This is a genomic window from Streptomyces sp. enrichment culture (assembly GCF_964273145.1).
Classification (GTDB): Bacteria; Actinomycetota; Actinomycetes; order Streptomycetales; family Streptomycetaceae; genus Streptomyces.
In genome coordinates this window covers 4,872,269-4,895,223 of the sequence record NZ_OZ186873.1, presented here as the reverse complement: position 1 = coordinate 4,895,223, position 22,955 = coordinate 4,872,269, and the positions used below count along the sequence as shown (strand labels likewise).

Below are 22,955 nucleotides of genomic sequence, written 5' to 3'. Positions count from 1 at the left end.
GTGTCGCCGTCGAGGCGGCGTGGGGCTGACAGGCCGGCAGGGGCGAGGACCACGCGCAACCCACGGGGACCTGACGCGCCTTCACGGCGCCCGCCGCACCGGCGTCACGGTGCTCCGGGGGACACCGGCGTCCCAGGACGGCCACCGCCCGGTACGGCGCCGGTCCCCGGCCGTCCGCCCGATCGCCGTGTGCCGGGCCGCCGGGGCGTCAGTTCACCGCGGGCTGACCGCCGGAGGTGCCCGGCTCCAGCGCGTCCAGGGCGCGCCGCAATCCCGTGAGCTTGCGCTCCAGGTGGGCCGCCGTGGCCACCGCCGCCGCGTCCGTCGATTCGTCGCCCAGCTGCTTGGACAGTGCCTCGGCCTGCTCCTCGACGGCCGCCAGCCGCGCCGACAGCTCCGCCAGCAGCCCCGCCGGCTCCTTGGCCTCGCCGTCCGCGCTCCTGCCGCCGCCCTCCAACTGCAGCCGCAGCAGTGCCGCCTGCTCCCGCAGCTGGCAGTTCTTCATGTACAGCTCGACGAAGACGGAGACCTTCGCGCGCAGCACCCACGGGTCGAACGGCTTGGAGATGTAGTCCACCGCGCCCGCCGCATACCCGCGGAAGGTGTGGTGCGGACCGTGGTTGATCGCGGTGAGGAAGATGATCGGGATGTCCCGGGTCCGCTCCCGCCGCTTGATGTGCGCGGCGGTCTCGAAACCGTCCATTCCCGGCATCTGGACATCCAGCAGAATGACCGCGAAATCGTCCGTGAGCAGTGCTTTGAGCGCTTCCTCCCCGGACGATGCCCGCACCAGCGTCTGATCGAGCGCCGAAAGGATCGCCTCCAGCGCCAGCAGATTCTCCGGCCGGTCATCGACCAGGAGGATCTTGGCCTTCTGCACCATGGCCCGCCCTCCTCGCCCCGGCGTGGGGCCTCCCCGGTCCACAGGACTTGGGGAGGCGCCGGCGGGCACCGCCCCAGAGGACGACTCCCTTGCGTCGCCCGTCCTTGTGCCGGTCATCGTAGCCGCACCCCGCTTGTCACCACACCCTGTCACCGCGATGTCACTGTGCACGTAGCAGAAACGCGGTGGGAGACCAGAAGGTTCCCCGAATCCCGCACTTCTACACGGCACCGCACACACCGGATCGGCACCTGTGCGCGAAATCCCAAGGTTCCCGCCGTGCGCACACACCACGTCCGCACGCCGTCCCGAGGCACTCCTCACTCCCCCCGCATCCACCGCTCCATCACCGACAGCAGGTGATCGGGGTCGACCGGCTTGGTCACGTAGTCGGAGGCACCCGACTCGATCGCCTTCTCGCGGTCGCCCTTCATCGCCTTGGCGGTCAGGGCGATGATCGGCAGCCCGGCGAACTGGGGCATCCGGCGAATCGCCGTGGTCGTCGCATACCCGTCCATCTCGGGCATCATGATGTCCATCAGGACGACCGCGACGTCCTCGTGCTGCTCCAGCACCTCGATGCCCTCACGGCCGTTCTCGGCGTACAGCACGGACAGGCCGTGCTGCTCCAGGACGCTGGTGAGCGCGAACACGTTCCGGATGTCGTCGTCGACGATCAGCACCTTCTCGCCGCCGAACCGGATGACCCGGTGCGACCGCGGCGCCGCGTCCTGCTCCACTCCCGGCCACTGCTCCGCCGGCTGCGCGGGGCGCTGCTCCAGCTCCGGCAGCCCCCTGCGGCGACGCCGGAACAGCATGCCGTCGTGATGCGCATCCTGGTACGGCTTGGCCTCGGCCGGCGTCTCGATCCGCGCGTCCGCCGCCTCGGGCAGGTCCAGGGGCCCGCCCGCGGAGACCGCCGGCCCGCCCGCCTCCAGGGCCGGCGGGGCCGACTGGTAGCCGTGCGGGGGCAGCTCGCTCGGATGCAGCGGCAGGTACAGCGTGAACGTCGAGCCGCGGCCCGGCTCGCTCTGCGCGTGGATCTCGCCGCCGAGCAGCTGGGCGATCTCCCGCGAGATGGACAGTCCCAGGCCCGTACCGCCGTACTTGCGGCTGGTGGTGCCGTCGGCCTGCTTGAACGCCTCGAAGATCACCCGCATCTTGCTGGCCGCGATCCCGATGCCGGTGTCGGTCACCGAGAACGCGATCAGCGGCGCCTCCGGACCGGTCAGCGAACCGGCCTCCAGCAGCTGCTCCCGGATGGCCTGCGGGACATCGTCGCGAGCCGGCCGGATGACGAGCTCCACCGACCCGGAGTCGGTGAACTTCACCGCGTTGGACAGCAGGTTGCGCAGCACCTGCAGCAGCCGCTGCTCGTCCGTGTGCAAAGTGGCCGGCAGCTCCGGGGAGACCCGCACCGACAGGTCCAGGCCCTTCTCCGCGGTCAGCGGGCGGAAGGTGGCTTCCACGTAATCGACGAGCTGGACGAGGGCGATGCGCGTCGGGGAGACGTCCATCTTGCCCGCCTCGACCTTCGACAGGTCGAGGATGTCGTTGATGAGCTGCAGCAGGTCGGAGCCCGCGCCGTGGATGGTCTCGGCGAACTCGACCTGCTTCGGGGACAGGTTCCCCTCCGCGTTGTCCGCCAGCAACTTGGCCAGGATCAGCAGGGAGTTGAGCGGCGTGCGCAGCTCGTGCGACATGTTGGCGAGGAACTCGCTCTTGTAGCGCATGGAGACCGCGAGCTGTTCGGCGCGTTCCTCCAGGACCTGCCGCGCCTCCTCGATCTCGGTGTTCTTCACCTCGATGTCGCGGTTCTGCCGGGCCAGCAGCTCCGCCTTCTCCTCCAGTTCGGCGTTGGACGCCTGCAGCGCCTTCTGCCGCTGCTCCAACTCCGCCGACCGCTCGCGCAGTTGCTCGGTCAGCTCCTGCGACTGCTTCAGCAGCTGCTCGGTCTTGGTGTTGACCGAGATGGTGTTGACGCTGGTCGCGATCATCTCGGCGATCTGGTTGAGGAAGTCCTTCTGGATCTGCGTGAACGGCGTGAAGGACGCCAGCTCGATGACGCCGAGCACCTTCCCCTCGAAGACCACCGGCAGCACGATCACCTGCGCGGGCGGCGCCTCGCCGAGCCCGGAGGAGATCTTCAGATACCCGTTCGGCGCGTTCTCCACGAGGATGGTGCGCTTCTCGTGGGCGGCCGTGCCGACCAGTCCCTCACCCGGCCGGAACGAGGTCGGCATGGAGCCCATCGAATAGCCGTACGACCCGAGCATCCGCAGCTCGTACTGATCGTCGTCGGCCACGCCGACCTCCTGGTTGTCGGCGAGCGGCAACGCGAGGAAGAACGCGCCGTGCTGCGCGGACACCACCGGGGTGAGCTCGCTCATGATCAGCGAGGCCACGTCCTCCAGGTCCCGGCGGCCCTGCATCAGCGCCGAGATGCGGGCCAGGTTGCCCTTGAGCCAGTCCTGCTCCTTGTTGGCGATCGTGGTGTCGCGCAGGTTGGCGATCATCTTGTTGATGTAGTCCTGAAGCTCCTGGATCTCGCCCGCGGCGTCCACGTCGATCTTCAGGTTCAGGTCGCCGCGGGTCACCGCGGTCGCCACGCGCGCGATGGCGCGCACCTGCCGGGTCAGGTTCCCGGCCATCTCGTTCACGGACTCCGTCAGGTCCCGCCAGGTGCCGTCGACGTCCCGCACCCGCGCCTGGCCGCCGAGCTGGCCCTCGGTACCCACCTCACGGGCCACGCGCGTGACCTCCTCGGCGAAGGAGGACAACTGGTCGACCATCGTGTTGATGGTCGTCTTCAGCTCCAGGATCTCCCCGCGCGCGTCGATGTCGATCTTCTTGGTCAGGTCGCCCTTGGCGATCGCGGTCGTGACCATCGCGATGTTGCGCACCTGGCCGGTCAGGTTGGACGCCATCTGGTTCACCGATTCGGTGAGGTCCTTCCACGTGCCGGCCACGCCGGGCACGTGTGCCTGACCGCCCAGGATGCCGTCCGTGCCCACCTCACGGGCCACCTTGGTGACCTGGTCGGCGAACGAGCTCAGCGTCTTGACCATGGTGTTGAACGTGTCCGCGAGCTGCGCGACCTCGCCGCGCGCCTCGATCGTCACCGTCCGCGTCAGATCGCCGTTGGCGACGGCCGCGGCCACCTGGGAGATGTTGCGGACCTGGACGGTGAGGTTCTTCGCCATCAGGTTGACGTTGTCGCTGAGGTCCTTCCAGATGCCCGTGACGCCGGGCACGTGCGCCTGACCGCCCAGGATGCCCTCGGTGCCCACCTCACGGGCCACCCGGGTCACCTGCTCCGCGAAGGACGACAGCTGGTCCACCATCGTGTTGACGGTGGTGACCAGCTCCAGGATCTCGCCCTTGGCGTCGACGGTGATCTTCTTCGACAGGTCGCCCTTGGCGACGGCGGTGGTGACCTCGGCGATGTTGCGCACCTGCAGGGTCAGGTTGTTCGCCATGCCGTTGACGGACTGGGTGAGGTCCTTCCAGGTGCCGGAGACGCCCTGCACCTCGGCCTGGCCGCCCAGGATGCCCTCCGTACCCACCTCACGGGCCACGCGCGTGACCTCCTGGGCGAAGGAGGACAACTGGTCGACCATCGTGTTCAGGGTGTTCTTCAGCTCCAGGATCTCCCCGCGCGCGTCCACGGTGATCTTCTGGGAGAGGTCGCCCCGGGCCACCGCGGTCGCCACCTGCGCGATGTTGCGCACCTGCGCGGTGAGGTTGCCGGCCATGCCGTTCACCGAGTCGGTCAGGTCACGCCACACCCCGGCGACACCCGGCACCTGCGCCTGACCGCCCAGCCGGCCCTCCGTACCCACCTCACGAGCCACCCGCGTGACCTGCTCGGCGAACGCGGAGAGCTGGTCGACCATCGTGTTGATGGTGTTCTTCAGCTCCAGGATCTCCCCGCGCGCGTCGACGTCGATCTTCTGGGAGAGGTCACCGCGCGCCACGGCCGTCGTCACCTGCGCGATCTGCCGCACCTGGGAGGTCAGGTTCCCCGCCATGAAGTTGACGGAGTCCGTCAGCTCCTTCCACGTGCCCGACACCCCGTCGACGCGCGCCTGACCGCCCAGCCGGCCCTCCGTGCCCACGTCCCGCGCCATCCGCGTCACCTGGTCGGCGAAGCTGGAGAGCTGGTCCACCATCGTGTTCACGGTGTTCTTCAGCTGGAGCATCTCGCCGGACACGTCCACGGTGACCTTCTGCGACAGATCCCCGTTGGCGACCGCCGTCGTCACCTGGGCGATGTTGCGCACCTGCCCGGTGAGGTTGCGGAACGCCGTGTTCACCGAGTCCGTCAGGTCCTTCCAGGTCCCCGCCGCCCCCGGCACCTGCGCCTGGCCGCCCAGCTCGCCCTCGACACCGACCTCCCGCGCCACCCGCGTGACCTCGGCGCCGAACGCGGAGAGCTGGTCCACCATCGTGTTGACGGTGTTCTTCAGCTCCAGCATCTCGCCCGCGACGTCGACCGTGACCTTCTGCGACAGGTCGCCGTTGGCCACCGCCGTCGTCACGGCGGCGATGTCCCGCACCTGGGTGGTCAGATTCCGGAAGACCGTGTTGACCGAGTCCGTCAGGTCCTTCCAGATGCCGGCCGCGCCCGGCACGTTCGCCTGGCCGCCCAGCCGCCCCTCGGCACCGACCTCGTTGGCGACCCGCGTGACCTCGTCCGCGAAGATCCGCAGCGTCTCGGTCATCTGGTTGATGGTCTCGGCGAGCTGCGCCACCTCACCGCGCGCGGGGACGGTCACCTTCCGCGACAGGTCGCCGTTGGCGACCGCGGTCGTCACCTCCGCGATCCCGCGCACCTGCGCGGTCAGGTTCCCCGCCATGGTGTTGACGGAGTCGGTCAGCTCCTTCCACACCCCGGCGACCCCCGGCACCCGGGCCTGCCCGCCCAGCGCGCCCTCGGTGCCCACCTCGCGCGCGACGCGCGTCACCTCGGAGGAGAACGCGGACAGCTGGTCCACCATCGTGTTGACGGTGTTCTTCAGCTCCAGCATCTCCCCGGCCACGTGAACCGTGACCTTCCGGGACAGGTCTCCCTTGGCGACCGCCGTCGTCACCAGCGCGATGTCCCGCACCTGGGCCGTCAGCCGGTGCGCCATCGTGTTGACCGAGTCCGTCAGGTCCTTCCACGAACCGGACATCCCGCGCACCCGGGCCTGCCCGCCCAGCTTGCCCTGCGTGCCCACCTCGCTGGCCACCCGCGTGACCTCGTCGGTGAACGTCGACAACTGGTCGACCAGGTTGTTCACGGTCCGCGCGACCTTCAGGAACTCCCCGCGCAGCGGATGCCCCGACACCCCCTCCGCCGCCTGCGTCCGCAGTTCCATCCGCGGCGACAGATCACCCTCGGCCACCGCCGACAGCACCCGGCTCACCTCGGAGACCGGCCACACCAGGTCGTCGACGAGCGCGTTCGAGTGGTCGATGGCGGCCGCCCACGACCCCTCGCAGGCGCCGGTCTCCAGCCGCTCCGTGAGTTTTCCCTCACGTCCCACCATGCGCCGCACCCGCGCGAGCTCACCGGTCAGGTGCAGGTTGCGGTCGGCGACCTCGTTGAACACGGCCGCGATCTCCGACATCACGCCGTCGCCGGTCACCGTGAGCCGCTTGCGGAAGTTCCCGTCCCGCATCGACACCAGAGCCGCGAGCAGCCGGTTCAAGGAGGCCGTGTCCACCACGGTGGTCCCGCTGCGCGATGTGCGCCGGTTACTCAGGGACGGTCCGCCTTTCGCGCGCGCCTTCGTGCCCCGCGCCGCTGCGCCAGACTCCACTGTGTCCCTCCCGCAGGGGTCGACCGTTACTGCTGTGCCCTGGTACAACCGCTCGGCGTACCGGTTACTACTGCGTATATCCCGTACTGCTGCGCATTCCCGCCCGGGCTGCCGGACCGTTTCCCGGGCCGCCGTCCGCGGACGTGCGAGCCACCCGGTCCGCCCGGACCTTCACAGGAAGCCTGCCCAGTGTTTCACCCCGGCCGAACCAGGCCATAACAGTTCGGCAGCTTCGCACATCGTCCGCACACCCTCCGGGCGGAAACACTGCGGACCGGCATCCGCACGGACGGCGAAGGTAAGTAACCTTGCATGCGGCTGTCCAGCCGCACCGGTCCGTCCGGCCTGGGCGGTGGCACGAGAACGAGCGGGCATCGGAGGGGCGGCCGCAGATGACCACCGGACTGATTCCCGGGGCGCAGCCCCCGGACCCCCAGCCGACGGGTATGCCGCAGCAGCGGCAGGAACCGGCCGGCGGCGAAGCCCTGCATGTCGAGGAAGCGTCGAGGAGTTCCGTGATCACCGCGCGCGCGGCCGCCACCTTCGAGCCCGTCGGACGATCGGTCGCCGGCGCCCGTTCCTTCGTCCGCGACACCCTCCAGGGCTGGGGCTTCGCCGACATCGTCGACGACGCCGTCGTTCTCACCAGCGAACTGGTCACCAACGCCGTCGTGCACGCCGGCACCTCCGCCGACGTCCTGTGCCTGCGCACCGACGAAGGCGTGCGGATCGAGGTGGCCGACCGTTACCCCGAGCGCGAGGTGCCCCTCCAGGAGGCGGCCGTCAGCATGAGCAGCCCCGACCGCGAGGGCGGACGCGGCCTCCAACTGTGCGCGGCCCTGGCCGACCGCTGGGGTGTGGAGTACACGCCGACGCACAAGAACGTCTGGTTCCAGCTCGCCCCGCCGGAGCGGCAGGTCGGCACCCGCTCCGCGGGCCCCTGCCTCCCGGCCGGCCTCCTCCCCCTCGCCGACGGCCGGATCCGCGTCGCCGTCGTCCAGATCGACCGCGCCGGCGCCATCACGTCGTGGAACGAGGACGCCGAGGAACTCTTCGGCTACGCGGCCGAACAGGTCACCGGCAAGCCCCTCGCCGACCTCGCGGCCTGGCCGCACACCCCGGGCACCAGCACGGGCATCGCCGAGGCCCTCCGGCTCTCCCGCTGGGAGGGCACCTACGGCATCCGCGGCGCCGACGGCCGCGTGATCCCGGTGTACGCCTCCCACCTCCGCGTCCGCGACACCGGCGGCGAGCCCTCCACGGTCTGCCTCCTGGTCCGGGACCACGAACGCGCCGTCCTGCAGACCCCGCTGCGTGCCCCCGTCTCCGACACGAACACCGCCTCGGACGGCCCGAGCGCCGACCCGTTCGAGGTGTTCATCGGCTCGCCCGCGCCGGACGACCTGGACGGCCTCCTCCAGCGCACGGTGGAACGCGCCCGCGACATGCTCGACGGCGACGCCGCCTTCCTCCTGCTGGCCACCGACGACGAGACGGAGTTGGAGGTCCGCGCCTCCACCGGCCTGCCCTCCGCCCGCCAGCGCTTCGCCCGCGTCCCCGTCGAGGCGGGCCCCGGCCGTTACGGCTCGGCCCGCATGCCCGCAGTCCACGACGACCTGGTGGCCGTCCCCGGTGCCGTACCGCTGCTCAACGGCACGGGCATGCGCTCGGTCGTCACGGTCCCGCTCAAGGTCGAGGGCCGCCTCACCGGTTCCCTCGGGGTCGCCGCCGAGGCCCCCGGCCGCTACTCCAACGAAGAGGCCCTGCGCCTGCAGTTCGCCGCCGACCGCATCGCGCTCGCCGTCGAGTCGGCCCGCCTGGGCGAACTGGAACGCCTGCGCCGCGGTTCCCTCAGCTTCCTCGTCGAGGCCTCCGACCTCCTCGCCGGCACCCTCGACCGCGACCAGACCCTGGCCCTGATGGCCCAGATGACGGTCCCGACCCTGGCCACCTGGTGCGCCGTCTACACCATCGCCGACCAGGCCTCCGAGCCCTACCTCTCCTACGTCCTGCACGAGGACGAGGACCTCATCGACGGCATCAAGTCCCTGCTGTCCAAGGTTCCCCCGCCCGATCCGGTCCCCACTCCGGGCGCCCGCGTCTGGACCGCCCCCGGCGAGGTGGCCCACCAGACGGCGCTGCGCACCTCCATGCGCAGCCTCGGCCTCGGCTCGGGCCCGCCCCACCAGGTCACGCCCGGCATCGGCCCCACCCTCGCCACCGCCGCCGCGGTCGGCGGCGAGACGGTTGTCCTCCCGCTGGTCGCCCGCAACCGCGTCATCGGCATGCTCACCCTCGGCAAGCCGACCGACGAGCGCTTCCGCCAGGAGATCCTCGAACTGGCGGAGGATCTGTCCCGCCGCGCCGCCCTGGCCTTGGACAACGCCCGCCTGTACTCGGAGCGCACGGCCATCAGCCAGGCCCTCCAGCGCAGCCTCCTGCCGCCCGGCCTCCCCCAGATCGACGGCGTCGAGGTCGAGGTCATCTACCGCGCCGCCGGCGAGGGCAACGAGGTCGGCGGCGACTTCTACGACCTCTTCCCCATCCGCGACGGCGCCTACGGCTTCGCCATCGGCGACGTCTGCGGTACGGGTCCGAACGCGGCGGCCGTCACGGGCCTGGCCCGCCACGCCCTGCGCCTCCTCGCCCGCGAGGGCCTCAGCGGCCCGGCGGTCCTGGAGCGTCTGAACTCCGCGATCCTCGACGAGGGCGCCCGCAGCCGCTTCCTGACCCTGCTGTACGGCGAACTGCGCCCCCAAGACGACGGAAGCGCGGAACTGAAGGTGGTCTGCGCCGGCCACCCCCTCCCGCTGCGCCTGCGCCAGGACGGCACGGTCGAGCCGGCCGCCGAGCCCCAGCCGCTCCTCGGCGTCATCGAGGACCTGGAGCTGTACGAGCAGACGGTCACCCTGGACCCGGGCGACGTCCTGCTCTGCGTCACGGACGGCGTCACCGAACGCCGCGAGGGGAGCCGCATGCTGGGCGACGACGGCCTCGCCGACGTCCTCACGACCTGCACGGGCCTGACGGCGGGCGCTGTGGCGGCCCGCATCATGCGCGCGGTGGAACGCTTCGCTTCGGACGCCCCGTCGGACGACATGGCCATCCTCACGATGCGCGTGCCGGAGCCCCACCAGGACTAGGACGCCGACACCGGTACGCGGCCGTCAGGCCGCCTGGTCCGCTTCGGCCGCACCGGGCACCACCGTGCCCGAGCCGGGAACCCCGCCGGCGACCCGTGCCCCCGGCTCGGGGAGCGGCCGGGGGGTCGTCCGTCCAGCGGGTCGACAGATCACGGGCCGAGGGACGTGCGTCCCGTCCGATGCCGGCGTTCATCCCTGTTCCGGCCACGAGCCGCCGGGGCCGCGAAGCGTTGTGCCTCGTCGAGCTGAGCCGCATGACGCCGTCGTGGTGCTTCGGAAGGGCTCCCGGCTGCGGCTTGAACAATCTTTGTCGCGCCCCCGGGGGCCAAGCACCGACACCGCGGACGCGGCTGGGCCGACCAGTCGTCAGGGCACGCGAAAGGCCCCGCCCATAGGGCGGGGCCTTTCTGTCCGGAGCCCCCAAACGGAATCGAACCGTTGACCTTCTCCTTACCATGGAGACGCTCTGCCGACTGAGCTATAGGGGCCTGTTGCCTTTTCGAGGTTTCCCTCGCGGTAACGAAATAGATCATACCCTGAACAGGGCCGTGCTCCCAAACACGACCGCGGCTCCGCCCTGCCGTTCAGGAAGCAGGCTCCAACAGCCCACCGAGCGCGTTGCACGCGGCCACGATCCGCTGCATGTCCCGCTTCGTCAAGGAGGCGTCCACCGGCAGCGCGAGCGTCTCGTCGGCGGCCCGCTCGGTCTCGGGCAGCGACACGCATCGCCAGAACTCGGGCAACCTGTGCACGGGTGTCTTCACCGGCACCCGGCATTCAACTCCCTTGGCCCGTACGGCCCGAGCAAAGGCGTCCCGGTCCGGCCGCCCGTTCCCCGGCACCCGCACCACGTACTGCTGGTAGGTGTGCCCGTCGCCCCCCTCAGGAGTGCGGACCCCCCGCAGTCTGGCGTCGAGGTAGCCCGCCCTCTGCCTGCGCTGCGCCACCTCGTCGCGCGGCGCCTGGTTCTCCCCGTGCTGCAACACCAACAGCCCATGCCGCTGCCCGATCCCATACAACAGTGCCATGTCGGCCTGCCGACCGAACCGATGTACGGCGACGACGGCCGCCGTCCGCGGCCCCGCGGCCGCTTCGACCGCGGCCGGCTCGAGACAGTAGGTCACCGGATCTATGTCCGCGAACACCGGCAGCGCACCGGCCTGGGCGACGGCTTGGGCTATTTCCACGTTCCCGAAGGCCGGCACGATGACCTCATCACCGACTCCGACACCGGCGGCCTTGAGCATTGCAGCAGTACCCATGCGGTGATGCTCGTCGCGCAACGTGAACTTCCGGTGACGCGCAGAAAAAAAGGGTTGGACCCGGAACTTACGTTCCGGGTCCAACCCTTATCAATAATTGTTCGGCGGCGTCCTACTCTCCCACAGGGTCCCCCCTGCAGTACCATCGGCGCTGTAGAGCTTAGCTTCCGGGTTCGGAATGTAACCGGGCGTTTCCCCTACGCTATAACCACCGAAACACTATGAAACAAACAACAACCAGCAAAATGGCCGTTCGTGGTTTCAGAACCAACACAGTGGACGCGAGCAACTGAGGACAAGCCCTCGGCCTATTAGTACCGGTCACCTCCACACCTCACGGTGCTTCCAGATCCGGCCTATCAACCCAGTCGTCTACTGGGAGCCTTACCCCATCAAGTGGGTGGGAGTCCTCATCTCGAAGCAGGCTTCCCGCTTAGATGCTTTCAGCGGTTATCCCTCCCGAACGTAGCCAACCAGCCATGCCCTTGGCAGAACAACTGGCACACCAGAGGTTCGTCCGTCCCGGTCCTCTCGTACTAGGGACAGCCCTTCTCAAGACTCCTACGCGCACAGCGGATAGGGACCGAACTGTCTCACGACGTTCTAAACCCAGCTCGCGTACCGCTTTAATGGGCGAACAGCCCAACCCTTGGGACCGACTCCAGCCCCAGGATGCGACGAGCCGACATCGAGGTGCCAAACCATCCCGTCGATATGGACTCTTGGGGAAGATCAGCCTGTTATCCCCGGGGTACCTTTTATCCGTTGAGCGACGGCGCTTCCACAAGCCACCGCCGGATCACTAGTCCCGACTTTCGTCCCTGCTCGACCCGTCGGTCTCACAGTCAAGCTCCCTTGTGCACTTACACTCAACACCTGATTACCAACCAGGCTGAGGGAACCTTTGGGCGCCTCCGTTACCCTTTAGGAGGCAACCGCCCCAGTTAAACTACCCATCAGACACTGTCCCTGATCCGGATCACGGACCCAGGTTAGACATCCAGCACGACCAGACTGGTATTTCAACGACGACTCCACCCCAACTGGCGTTGGAACTTCACAGTCTCCCAGCTATCCTACACAAGCCGAACCGAACACCAATATCAAACTGTAGTAAAGGTCCCGGGGTCTTTCCGTCCTGCTGCGCGAAACGAGCATCTTTACTCGTAGTGCAATTTCACCGGGCCTATGGTTGAGACAGTCGAGAAGTCGTTACGCCATTCGTGCAGGTCGGAACTTACCCGACAAGGAATTTCGCTACCTTAGGATGGTTATAGTTACCACCGCCGTTTACTGGCGCTTAAGTTCTCAGCTTCGCCTGGACGAATCCAAGCTAACCGGTCCCCTTAACGTTCCAGCACCGGGCAGGCGTCAGTCCGTATACATCGCCTTACGGCTTCGCACGGACCTGTGTTTTTAGTAAACAGTCGCTTCTCGCTGGTCTCTGCGGCCACACCCAGCTCCAGCAGCACGTGCCTTCACCAGACGTGGCCCCCCTTCTCCCGAAGTTACGGGGGCATTTTGCCGAGTTCCTTAACCATAGTTCACCCGAACGCCTCGGTATTCTCTACCTGACCACCTGAGTCGGTTTAGGGTACGGGCCGCCATGAAACTCGCTAGAGGCTTTTCTCGACAGCATAGGATCATCCACTTCACCACAATCGGCTCGGCATCAGGTCTCAGACTGTATGCCAGGCGGATTTACCTACCTGACGTCCTACACCCTTACCCCGGGACAACCACCGCCCGGGATGGACTACCTTCCTGCGTCACCCCATCACTCACCTACTAACCGCTTGGTCCGGCGGCTCCACCACTTTCCTTTCCCCGAAGGGTCCGGAACGGCTTCACGGCCTTAGCATCACGATGCTCGATGTTTGACGCTTCACAGCGGGTACCGGAATATCAACCGGTTATCCATCGACTACGCCTGTCGGCCTCGCCTTAGGTCCCGACTTACCCTGGGCAGATCAGCTTGACCCAGGAACCCTTAGTCAATCGGCGCACACGTTTCTCACGTGTGAATCGCTACTCATGCCTGCATTCTCACTCGTCAACCGTCCACAACTACCTTCCGGTGCTGCTTCACCCGGCAGACGACGCTCCCCTACCCATCACAGCAGGCGTTGGCCCGTATGCTGCAATGACACGACTTCGGCGGTACGCTTGAGCCCCGCTACATTGTCGGCGCGGAATCACTAGACCAGTGAGCTATTACGCACTCTTTCAAGGGTGGCTGCTTCTAAGCCAACCTCCTGGTTGTCTCTGCGACTCCACATCCTTTCCCACTTAGCGTACGCTTAGGGGCCTTAGTCGATGCTCTGGGCTGTTTCCCTCTCGACCATGGAGCTTATCCCCCACAGTCTCACTGCCGCGCTCTCACTTACCGGCATTCGGAGTTTGGCTAAGGTCAGTAACCCGGTAGGGCCCATCGCCTATCCAGTGCTCTACCTCCGGCAAGAAACACACGACGCTGCACCTAAATGCATTTCGGGGAGAACCAGCTATCACGGAGTTTGATTGGCCTTTCACCCCTAACCACAGGTCATCCCCCAGGTTTTCAACCCTGGTGGGTTCGGTCCTCCACGAAGTCTTACCTCCGCTTCAACCTGCCCATGGCTAGATCACTCCGCTTCGGGTCTTGAGCGTGCTACTCCACCGCCCTATTCGGACTCGCTTTCGCTACGGCTACCCCACCCGGGTTAACCTCGCAACACACCGCAAACTCGCAGGCTCATTCTTCAAAAGGCACGCAGTCACGAGACACCAGCAAGCTGATGTCCGACGCTCCCACGGCTTGTAGGCACACGGTTTCAGGTACTATTTCACTCCCCTCCCGGGGTACTTTTCACCATTCCCTCACGGTACTATCCGCTATCGGTCACCAGGGAATATTTAGGCTTAGCGGGTGGTCCCGCCAGATTCACACGGGATTTCTCGGGCCCCGTGCTACTTGGGTGTCTCTCAAACGAGCCGCTGACGTTTCGACTACGGGGGTCTTACCCTCTACGCCGGACCTTTCGCATGTCCTTCGCCTACATCAACGGTTTCTCACTCGTCTCACGGCCGGCAGACCGTGAAAGAGAGATCCCACAACCCCGCATACGCAACCCCTGCCGGGTCTCACACGCATACGGTTTGGCCTCATCCGGTTTCGCTCGCCACTACTCCCGGAATCACGGTTGTTTTCTCTTCCTGCGGGTACTGAGATGTTTCACTTCCCCGCGTTCCCTCCACACTGCCTATGTGTTCAGCAGCGGGTGACAGCCCATGACGACTGCCGGGTTTCCCCATTCGGACACCCCCGGATCAAAGCCTGGTTGACGACTCCCCGGGGCCTATCGCGGCCTCCCACGTCCTTCATCGGTTCCTGGTGCCAAGGCATCCACCGTGCGCCCTTAAAAACTTGGCCACAGATGCTCGCGTCCACTGTGCAGTTCTCAAACAACGACCAGCCACCCACCACCCCCGGACACAACCGGAGTTCACTGGGGCCGGCGACTGAAGGAAGATCATTCCCTCAGACACCCAACAGCGTGCCCGGCCAGACCCTGCCCGAAGATCATGCGTTCCACGCCCTTACGAGCAGTACTAACAGCCTCCGGCCCAGCATCGGACCGAGTAGTCAACGTTCCACCCATGAGCAACCAGTGCGAGACGTTCGCTCGCATGCTGGCCTCTGACCCGGACAAGTCCGAGTAAGAAGTGCTCCTTAGAAAGGAGGTGATCCAGCCGCACCTTCCGGTACGGCTACCTTGTTACGACTTCGTCCCAATCGCCAGTCCCACCTTCGACAGCTCCCTCCCACAAGGGGTTGGGCCACCGGCTTCGGGTGTTACCGACTTTCGTGACGTGACGGGCGGTGTGTACAAGGCCCGGGAACGTATTCACCGCAGCAATGCTGATCTGCGATTACTAGCGACTCCGACTTCATGGGGTCGAGTTGCAGACCCCAATCCGAACTGAGACCGGCTTTTTGAGATTCGCTCCACCTCACGGTATCGCAGCTCATTGTACCGGCCATTGTAGCACGTGTGCAGCCCAAGACATAAGGGGCATGATGACTTGACGTCGTCCCCACCTTCCTCCGAGTTGACCCCGGCGGTCTCCCGTGAGTCCCCAGCACCACAAGGGCCTGCTGGCAACACGGGACAAGGGTTGCGCTCGTTGCGGGACTTAACCCAACATCTCACGACACGAGCTGACGACAGCCATGCACCACCTGTACACCGACCACAAGGGGGACCCTGTCTCCAGGGTTTTCCGGTGTATGTCAAGCCTTGGTAAGGTTCTTCGCGTTGCGTCGAATTAAGCCACATGCTCCGCCGCTTGTGCGGGCCCCCGTCAATTCCTTTGAGTTTTAGCCTTGCGGCCGTACTCCCCAGGCGGGGCACTTAATGCGTTAGCTGCGGCACGGACGACGTGGAATGTCGCCCACACCTAGTGCCCACCGTTTACGGCGTGGACTACCAGGGTATCTAATCCTGTTCGCTCCCCACGCTTTCGCTCCTCAGCGTCAGTATCGGCCCAGAGATCCGCCTTCGCCACCGGTGTTCCTCCTGATATCTGCGCATTTCACCGCTACACCAGGAATTCCGATCTCCCCTACCGAACTCTAGCCTGCCCGTATCGACTGCAGACCCGGGGTTAAGCCCCGGGCTTTCACAACCGACGCGACAAGCCGCCTACGAGCTCTTTACGCCCAATAATTCCGGACAACGCTCGCGCCCTACGTATTACCGCGGCTGCTGGCACGTAGTTAGCCGGCGCTTCTTCTGCAGGTACCGTCACTTGCGCTTCTTCCCTGCTGAAAGAGGTTTACAACCCGAAGGCCGTCATCCCTCACGCGGCGTCGCTGCATCAGGCTTGCGCCCATTGTGCAATATTCCCCACTGCTGCCTCCCGTAGGAGTCTGGGCCGTGTCTCAGTCCCAGTGTGGCCGGTCGCCCTCTCAGGCCGGCTACCCGTCGTCGCCTTGGTGAGCCATTACCTCACCAACAAGCTGATAGGCCGCGGGCTCATCCTGCACCGCCGGAGCTTTCCAGCCTCACGGATGCCCGTGAAACTCGTATCCGGTATTAGACCCCGTTTCCAGGGCTTGTCCCAGAGTGCAGGGCAGATTGCCCACGTGTTACTCACCCGTTCGCCACTAATCCACCCCCGAAGGGGCTTCATCGTTCGACTTGCATGTGTTAAGCACGCCGCCAGCGTTCGTCCTGAGCCAGGATCAAACTCTCCGTGAATGCTTCCCCGTACTCGGGGCGACACACACGAGAGCGGTGCGAGAGGAGGAATAATCCCCCCGCACACAGCATCCTCGCTGTGATTTTTCAAAGGAACCTCGACCATCGGCAGAAAACCGACGGACGGGGCATCAACATATCTGGCGTTGACTTTTGGCACGCTGTTGAGTTCTCAAGGAACGGACGCTTCCTTCGTACTCACCCTCTCGGGCTTTCCTCCGGGCGCTTCCCTTCGGTGTCTCCGACTCTATCAGATCGTTTCCCGATCCGATTTCCTCGGTGCTTTCCAGGTTCCCGCTTCCGCGTTTCCCTTTCCGGCGATCCCGACTTTATCAGGGTTTCTGAGTCGGATTTCCCGCCCTCCGGGGCTCCGGATCACGTGAAGTGATCAGGTTTCCGTTCGGCGGGGTTGTAAACGTACTGGAGCGGGGCGCCCCGATGCAAATCGCGGCGTCCCGCTCCGGGTTCGTGCGGGTCAGGGCCCGACGGGTCGTCAGACCTCCACGACGACCGGGAGGATCATCGGTCTGCGCCGGTACGTGTCGGAGACCCACTTGCCCAGCGTCCTGCGGATGAGTTGCTGGAGCTGGTGGGGCTCGACGACGCCGTCCTGGGCGGAGCGCTCCAGGGCTTCCGTGATCTTGGGAATCACGTCGCCGAAGGCCGAGTCCTCGATGCCCGAGCCGCGGGCCTGGATGTGCGGGCCACCAGTGATCTTGCCGGTGGACGCGTCCATGACGACGAAGACCGAGATGATGCCCTCGTCGCCGAGGATCCTGCGGTCCTTGAGGGCGGGCTCGCCGACGTCGCCGACCGAGAGGCCGTCGACGTACACGTAGCCGGCCTGGACCTTGCCGGAGATCTTCGCCTTGCCCTCGATCAGGTCGACGGCCACGCCGTCCTCGGCGATGACGATGCGGTCGTGCGGGACGCCGGTCATGGCGCCCAGTTCCGCGTTGGCACGCAGGTGACGCCACTCGCCGTGGACCGGCATCAGGTTCTTCGGGCGGCAGATGTTGTAGAAGTACAGCAGCTCGCCGGCCGAGGCATGGCCCGAGACGTGGACCTTGGCGTTGCCCTTGTGGACGACGTTGGCGCCCCACCGGGTCAGACCGTTGATCACGCGGTAGACCGCGTTCTCGTTGCCGGGGATGAGCGAGGACGCCAGGATCACCGTGTCGCCCTCGACGATGCGGATCTGGTGGTCCCGGTTGGCCATGCGGGACAGGGCCGCCATCGGTTCGCCCTGGGAGCCCGTGCAGACGAGGACCACCTCGTGGTCCGGGAGGTCGTCGAGGGTCTTGACGTCCACGACCAGGCCCGGAGGCACCTTCAGGTAGCCCAAATCACGGGCGATGCCCATGTTGCGGACCATGGAGCGGCCGACGAAGGCGACGCGGCGGCCGTACTCGTGCGCCGCGTCCAGGATCTGCTGGATGCGGTGGACGTGGCTGGCGAAGCTCGCCACGATGATCCGCTTGCGGGCTCCGGCGAAGACCTGGCGCAGGACGCCCGAGATGTCCCGCTCGTGCGGCGTGAAGCCGGGGACCTCGGCGTTCGTGGAGTCCGAGAGGAGAAGGTCGATGCCCTCCTCGCTCAGACGCGCGAAGGCGTGCAGGTCCGTGAGGCGGTTGTCCAGCGGGAGCTGGTCCATCTTGAAGTCGCCGGTGTGGACCGCCATGCCCGCGGGGGTGCGGATGGCGACGGCCAGCGCGTCGGGGATGGAGTGGTTGACCGCGATGAATTCGCAGTCGAAGGGGCCGATGCGCTCACGGTTGCCCTCCTCCACCTGCAGCGTGTACGGGCGGATGCGGTGCTCCTGGAGCTTGGCCTCGATGAGGGCGAGGGTCAGCTTGGAGCCGATCAGCGGGATGTCCGGCTTCTCGCGCAGGAGGTAGGGAACGCCGCCGATGTGGTCCTCGTGGCCATGTGTGAGGACGATGCCCTCGATGTCGTCGAGGCGGTCCCGGATGGACGAGAAGTCCGGGAGGATCAGGTCGATTCCGGGCTGCTCCTCCTCGGGGAAGAGCACTCCGCAGTCGACGATCAGCAGGCGGCCGCCGTACTCGAAGACGGTCATGTTCCGGCCGATCTCACCGAGACCGCCGAGCGGGGTGACCCGCAGGCCGCCGGCGGGAAGCGGCGGGGGCGGGCCCAGTTCGGGATGCGGATGACTCAAAAGACTCTCCTCACCACGCGCGCCACGTACCGGTGTGGCACGTGGCGCGCGTGACGTTTCGTGCAGAAGCAGTTGTCGTGGACGGGTGCAGGCACCGGTGGCCTGCCTATTCAGTTGTGGGGTCCAGTCGCGCGCGGGTGGTGCGCGGTCTTGCGAAGTCTGCTGGTCAGAGCTCTACCCCGCCGGCGGCAAGATCGATCTTGAGCTGCTCGGTCTCCTCCGGGCCGAGCTCCACCATGGGCGGGCGCAGCGGGCCGGCGGGCAGGCCCCGCAGCGCGAGCGCCGCCTTGGTGGTCATGACGCCCTGGGTGCGGAACATGCCGGTGAAGACGGGGAGCAGCCTCTGGTGGATCTCCAGGGCCTTCTGCACGTCGCCGGCGACGTACGCGTCGACCATGGAGCGCAGCTCGGGGGTGACCACGTGGCCGACGACCGAGACGAAGCCGACGGCGCCGACGGAGAGCAGCGGCAGGTTCAGCATGTCGTCGCCGGAGTACCAGGCGAGGCCGGAGCGCGCGATGGCCCAGCTCGCGCGGCCCAGGTCGCCCTTGGCGTCCTTGTTGGCGACGATCCGCGGGTGCTCCGCGAGGCGGACGATCGTCTCCGTGTTGATCGGGACGCCGCTGCGGCCGGGGATGTCGTACAGCATGACCGGCAGCCCGGTGGCGTCGGCGACGGCCTTGAAGTGCCGGTACAGGCCCTCCTGCGGGGGCTTGTTGTAGTACGGGGTGACCACGAGCAGGCCGTGGGCGCCGGTCTTCTCGGCGGCGCGGGCCAGCTCGACGCTGTGGTGGGTGTCGTTGGTGCCGACGCCGGCGACGACGTGGGCGCGGTCGCCGACCGCCTCCAGGACGGCTCGTACCAGGTCCGATTTCTCCGCGTCGCTGGTGGTGGGGGACTCGCCGGTGGTGCCGTTGACGACCAGGCCGTCGTTGCCTGCGTCCACCAGGTGGGCGGCGAGCCGCTGCGCGCCGTCGAGGTCGAGTGCGCCGTCCGCCGTGAAGGGCGTGACCATGGCGGTGAGGACCCGCCCGAAGGGGGTCTGCGGAGTCGAGGTCGGAGCCATGGTTACACGCTACTCGTTGCACGGGGTGGGGTCTGCCCGAGGGGCGGGCGACAAGTCGCGACAAAGGTGGAGCCCGGCACTGCCTGCTCGGGGGTTCAAGCAGTGCCGGGTCCGTTCGATCAGGCTAGATGAACTTCGTGAAATGCCGCAATACGGACACTTCGCGAGGCTGACGCGCACATCCGTCCCGGACCGGGGAGCGGATGCCTCACGGGGCCACGCGGCCGTTGGCGTTGAAGGCGGCGTACGTGAGCGGCATGAGCTTGGCCCACTCCGCCTCCATCTTCTCCCCGACCATCTCGATCTCCCGCTGCGGGAAGGAAGGGACCTTCGCCAGCTCGTGCTGGGTGCGCAGGCCGAGGAAGTGCATGAGCGAGCGGGCGTTGCAGGTGGCGTACATCGACGAGTACAGGCCGACCGGGAGCACCGAGCGGGCGACCTCGCGGGCGACACCGGCGGCGAGCATCTCCCGGTAGGTCCGGTAGGCCTGGCGGTAGGAGTCCTCCATGGCGCGCCCCACGAGCTCGTGCTGGGCCGGGGTGCCCTCGACGAAGACGTACTTGCCCGGCCGTCCCTGCTGGACCAGCTTGCGGGAGTCGTCCGGCACGTAGAAGACCGGCTGGAGCTCGCGGTAGCGGCCGGACTCCTCGTTGTACGACCAGCCCACGCGGTGCCGCATGAACTCGCGGAAGACGAAGATCGGCGCATTGATGAAGAAGGTCATCGAGTTGTGCTCGAAGGGGCTGCCGTGCCGGTCCCGCATCAGGAAGTTGATCAGCCCCTTGGAACGCTCCGGGTCCTTGTCCAGCTCGTCGAGGGACTGCTCGCCGACGGTCGAGACACGGGCCGCGAACAGCACGTCGGCATCGGCCGCGCTGTGCTTCACGAGCTCCACGGTGACGTCGCTGCGGAGATCGATCTTGAAGTCGTCGTCAGGGGTTTCGGTCACGGTTCGGAGGGCCTTCCCATCTCGTCTCTTGGCGCAGCCACTCTACGGCCCGCCAAACGGGGCGTTCGACGCCGTGCCGCGATGAAGTCGACGAAACCGGGCACCTGCGGGGGGAATCGTTCGTCTGTACCGGTAGTACCGCCGAAAGCAGTGGTCCGTTCCCCGAAAGGAGATGCAGTCCTGATGTTCCGCCGGCGCGAGCCCGTCCCCTTCGCCTTCCTCGCCGAGGCCGACAGGTTCCGCAGCAATGTCACTCCCCCGCCCCCCGAGCCGGTGTCCTTCGGCCAGCTGGCCGGACGCTGGCTGCTGGGCCTGACCATCGTCGCCGCCCTCGTGGGCTCCCTGGTCATCGGGATGCCCGCCCTGTCACTCGACCCTTCCTCGTCCCAGACCCAGCAGTCGCAGGCGTCCGACGGCCGCTGAGGGTCACCGCGCCGGTCCTGACTCCATCCGGACCCCCGGGAGTGGTGACCTGGAACACAGGCCGATAACCTCACCGGGCACAGCCCACGCCACGCCTTGGACGAGTGAGGACCCGCCGTGCCCCTGCCCTTCCTGACGGCCGACCGTGCCTTCGAGGCGGCCGACGACGCAGCGCTGCCGCATCACGACCGCGATCGCTGGCGCCGGCCCTACCGTCCGGGCCCGTGGCGCGTGGGGGCGGCGGCGTTCATGCTGCTGCTCGCCTCGCTCGTGCTGTTCGCGGCGGTGGTCATCGCCGCGACGGCCGCGCCCGCGTCCGCCGGTGCGGCCCTCGGTGCCGCGGCGGCCGTCATCGTCTGCGCGCTGCGGCTGCTGCGGATGGGCGTGTGGGTGAGCGCGCGGGGGCTGCGGCACGTGGCCTTCCTCAGTACGCGTACGGCGCCCTGGGGACAGGTCTCGCAGGTGCGGACGGTGCAGCAGCCGGTGCGCTGGCTGGGGCTGCCGCGCACGGTGCAGGGCCAGGCCCTGGTCCTGCTGCGGCGGGAGCGGGCGGCCGGTGACGCGTCGCCGCTGCTGACGACGCACAACGCGGACTTCCTCGCCCGGCCGGAGGCCTTCGACCGGGCCGCGGACTCCGTGGAGGCGTGGGCGTACGAGTACCGGCGCGGCTGAGATCACCGCGCACATGGGTGGGGCCGGACCGTATGCGGTCCGGCCCCACCCATGTGCGCGGGCGCGCGGTCAGACGGCCTCGGTCCGCCTGCCGTCGTGCAGGGCGATCGCCCGCTGCATCGCCTTGCGGGCGCGCGGGGTGTCCCGGGCGTCGTGGTAGGCGACGGCGAGGCGGAACCAGGTGCGCCAGTCGTCGGGCGCCGCCTCCGTCTCGGCCTTGCGCCGGGCGAAGACCTCGTCGGCCGAGTCGCGGTCGATCCGGCCGCCGGGGGTGCGCCTCAGCTCGTCGACGGGCAGGCCGCCCTCGGCGTCGAGTTCGGCGGCGAGCTGGTTGGCCCTGCGGACGAACTGGGTGTTCTTCCACAGGAACCACAGGCCGATCACCGGCAGGACCAGCACCGCGACACCGAAGGTCACGGTGAGGAGCGTGCCGGTCTGGATGAGCAGCACCCCGCGGCTGCCGACCAGGACGAAGTAGAAGACCAGGACGGCGGCGGTGAGGGCGTAGGAGAGCTTGGCGCGCATGACGTCAGGCTCGGTCCAGGTCCAGGAAGTGTTCCAGGCCGAAGGTCAGACCCGGAGTCGTCACCACGCGGCGCGCGCCCAGCAGGATGCCCGGCATGAAGCTGCTGTGGTGCAGGGAGTCGTGGCGGACGGTGAGGGTCTCCCCCTCACCGCCGAGCAGGACCTCCTGGTGGGCGAGGAGGCCGCGCAGGCGGACCGCGTGCACCGGGACGCCGTCGACGTCCGCGCCGCGGGCGCCGTCCAGCGCGGTGACCGTGGCGTCCGGGGCGGGGGCGCTGCCCGCCTGGCGGCGGGCCTCGGCGATGAGCTGGGCGGTGCGCGTGGCGGTGCCGGACGGGGCGTCGACCTTGTTGGGGTGGTGCAGTTCGACGACTTCGACGGACTCGAAGTACGGGGCGGCGATCTGCGCGAACTTCATGGTCAGCACGGCCCCGATGGAGAAGTTCGGCGCGATGAGCACGCCGACTTCGGGGGACCGGGCCAGCCAGCCCTTCAGCTGCCCGAGGCGCTCGTCGGTCCAGCCCGTCGTACCGACGACGGCGTGGATGCCGTGGCGTACGCAGAAGTCGAGGTTGCCCATGACCGAGGCGGGGGTGGTCAGCTCGACGGCGACCTGGGCGCCCGTCTCGACCAGCGTCTCCAGCTTGTCGTCGCGGCCGAGGGCGGCGACCAGTTCCATGTCCTCGGCGGCCCCGACCGCCCGGACCGCCTCGGATCCGATCCGGCCCTTGGCGCCGAGGACCGCCACGCGCAGCTTGCTCATGTTCTGTTTCCTTAACCGAAGGGTTTCCGGCCTGAGGGGA

Annotated in this window: 11 protein-coding genes, 1 tRNA gene and 3 rRNA genes; 3 read left to right on the top strand and 12 right to left on the bottom strand. The window is 67.4% G+C overall.

All coding sequences use genetic code 11. The features are described 5' to 3' along the window. Nucleotides 1-208: 208 nt before the first annotated feature. Nucleotides 209-883, bottom strand: coding sequence for a response regulator (locus tag ACSU6Z_RS22095; RefSeq protein ID WP_437048052.1), 675 nt, complete (start codon nt 881-883; stop codon nt 209-211). A gap of 320 nt (nt 884-1,203) precedes the next feature. Further along, complete coding sequence (locus ACSU6Z_RS22090; protein WP_437048051.1) at nt 1,204-6,690, bottom strand: HAMP domain-containing protein; 5,487 nt, start codon at nt 6,688-6,690, stop codon at nt 1,204-1,206. 392 nt (nt 6,691-7,082) lie between these two features. Here ACSU6Z_RS22090 and ACSU6Z_RS22085 point away from each other — a divergent pair, with 392 nt between their 5' ends. Continuing rightward, nucleotides 7,083-9,833 (top strand): SpoIIE family protein phosphatase, encoded by a 2,751-nt coding sequence (locus ACSU6Z_RS22085; RefSeq protein ID WP_437048049.1) that lies wholly within the window; start codon nt 7,083-7,085, stop codon nt 9,831-9,833. Nucleotides 9,834-10,248: 415 nt separating this feature from the next. Here ACSU6Z_RS22085 and ACSU6Z_RS22080 read toward each other — a convergent pair. From ACSU6Z_RS22080 to thyX, 8 genes are all read right to left on the bottom strand, one after another. Beyond that, a tRNA-Thr gene (locus ACSU6Z_RS22080) sits at nt 10,249-10,321 on the bottom strand. Nucleotides 10,322-10,417: 96 nt separating this feature from the next. Further along, complete coding sequence (locus tag ACSU6Z_RS22075) at nt 10,418-11,080, bottom strand: DegT/DnrJ/EryC1/StrS family aminotransferase (protein WP_437050421.1); 663 nt, start codon at nt 11,078-11,080, stop codon at nt 10,418-10,420. A 114-nt stretch (nt 11,081-11,194) separates the two neighbouring features. Continuing rightward, nucleotides 11,195-11,311 (bottom strand): 5S ribosomal RNA (gene rrf / locus ACSU6Z_RS22070). A 75-nt stretch (nt 11,312-11,386) separates the two neighbouring features. After that, nucleotides 11,387-14,507: ribosomal RNA gene (locus tag ACSU6Z_RS22065) — 23S ribosomal RNA — on the bottom strand. 304 nt (nt 14,508-14,811) lie between these two features. Further along, nucleotides 14,812-16,338: ribosomal RNA gene (locus ACSU6Z_RS22060) — 16S ribosomal RNA — on the bottom strand. Together the 16S, 23S and 5S rRNA genes form the textbook arrangement of a ribosomal RNA operon. Nucleotides 16,339-16,831: 493 nt before the next feature. Continuing rightward, nucleotides 16,832-18,517 (bottom strand): ribonuclease J, encoded by a 1,686-nt coding sequence (locus ACSU6Z_RS22055; protein ID WP_437048047.1) that lies wholly within the window; start codon nt 18,515-18,517, stop codon nt 16,832-16,834. Nucleotides 18,518-18,683: 166 nt separating this feature from the next. Beyond that, nucleotides 18,684-19,583: a 4-hydroxy-tetrahydrodipicolinate synthase gene (gene dapA, locus ACSU6Z_RS22050; RefSeq protein WP_437048046.1), complete on the bottom strand. Its 900-nt coding sequence runs from the start codon at nt 19,581-19,583 to the stop codon at nt 18,684-18,686. A 208-nt stretch (nt 19,584-19,791) separates the two neighbouring features. Then, nucleotides 19,792-20,532: an FAD-dependent thymidylate synthase gene (gene thyX, locus ACSU6Z_RS22045; RefSeq protein WP_437048044.1), complete on the bottom strand. Its 741-nt coding sequence runs from the start codon at nt 20,530-20,532 to the stop codon at nt 19,792-19,794. Between the two features lie 183 nt (nt 20,533-20,715). Here thyX and ACSU6Z_RS22040 point away from each other — a divergent pair, with 183 nt between their 5' ends. Together ACSU6Z_RS22040 and ACSU6Z_RS22035 are read left to right on the top strand one after the other, a co-directional pair. Next, on the top strand, nt 20,716-20,955 hold the full coding sequence (locus ACSU6Z_RS22040) for a hypothetical protein (protein ID WP_437048042.1): 240 nt from the start codon (nt 20,716-20,718) through the stop codon (nt 20,953-20,955). A gap of 117 nt (nt 20,956-21,072) precedes the next feature. After that, a complete protein-coding gene (locus ACSU6Z_RS22035; protein WP_437048041.1) occupies nt 21,073-21,627 on the top strand; it encodes a hypothetical protein in 555 nt (184 codons plus the stop codon). 69 nt (nt 21,628-21,696) lie between these two features. Here the strand turns inward: ACSU6Z_RS22035 and ACSU6Z_RS22030 are convergent, their stop codons facing one another. Together ACSU6Z_RS22030 and dapB are read right to left on the bottom strand one after the other, a co-directional pair. Then, a complete protein-coding gene (locus ACSU6Z_RS22030) occupies nt 21,697-22,152 on the bottom strand; it encodes a hypothetical protein (RefSeq protein WP_437048040.1) in 456 nt (151 codons plus the stop codon). 4 nt (nt 22,153-22,156) lie between these two features. After that, on the bottom strand, nt 22,157-22,915 hold the full coding sequence (gene dapB, locus ACSU6Z_RS22025) for a 4-hydroxy-tetrahydrodipicolinate reductase (RefSeq protein WP_437048039.1): 759 nt from the start codon (nt 22,913-22,915) through the stop codon (nt 22,157-22,159). Nucleotides 22,916-22,955: the final 40 nt, after the last annotated feature.

Bases quoted from the DNA above. Each gene is read 5' to 3' on its own strand.
- ACSU6Z_RS22095 (WP_437048052.1), bottom strand. From the start codon at position 883: ATGGTGCAGAAGGCCAAGATCCTCCTGGTCGATGACCGGCCGGAGAAT.
- ACSU6Z_RS22085 (WP_437048049.1), top strand. From the start codon at position 7,083: ATGACCACCGGACTGATTCCCGGGGCGCAGCCCCCGGACCCCCAGCCG.
- ACSU6Z_RS22075 (WP_437050421.1), bottom strand. From the start codon at position 11,080: ATGCTCAAGGCCGCCGGTGTCGGAGTCGGTGATGAGGTCATCGTGCCG.
- dapA (WP_437048046.1), bottom strand. From the start codon at position 19,583: ATGGCTCCGACCTCGACTCCGCAGACCCCCTTCGGGCGGGTCCTCACC.
- ACSU6Z_RS22040 (WP_437048042.1), top strand. From the start codon at position 20,716: ATGTTCCGCCGGCGCGAGCCCGTCCCCTTCGCCTTCCTCGCCGAGGCC.
- ACSU6Z_RS22030 (WP_437048040.1), bottom strand. From the start codon at position 22,152: ATGCGCGCCAAGCTCTCCTACGCCCTCACCGCCGCCGTCCTGGTCTTC.
- dapB (WP_437048039.1), bottom strand. From the start codon at position 22,915: ATGAGCAAGCTGCGCGTGGCGGTCCTCGGCGCCAAGGGCCGGATCGGA.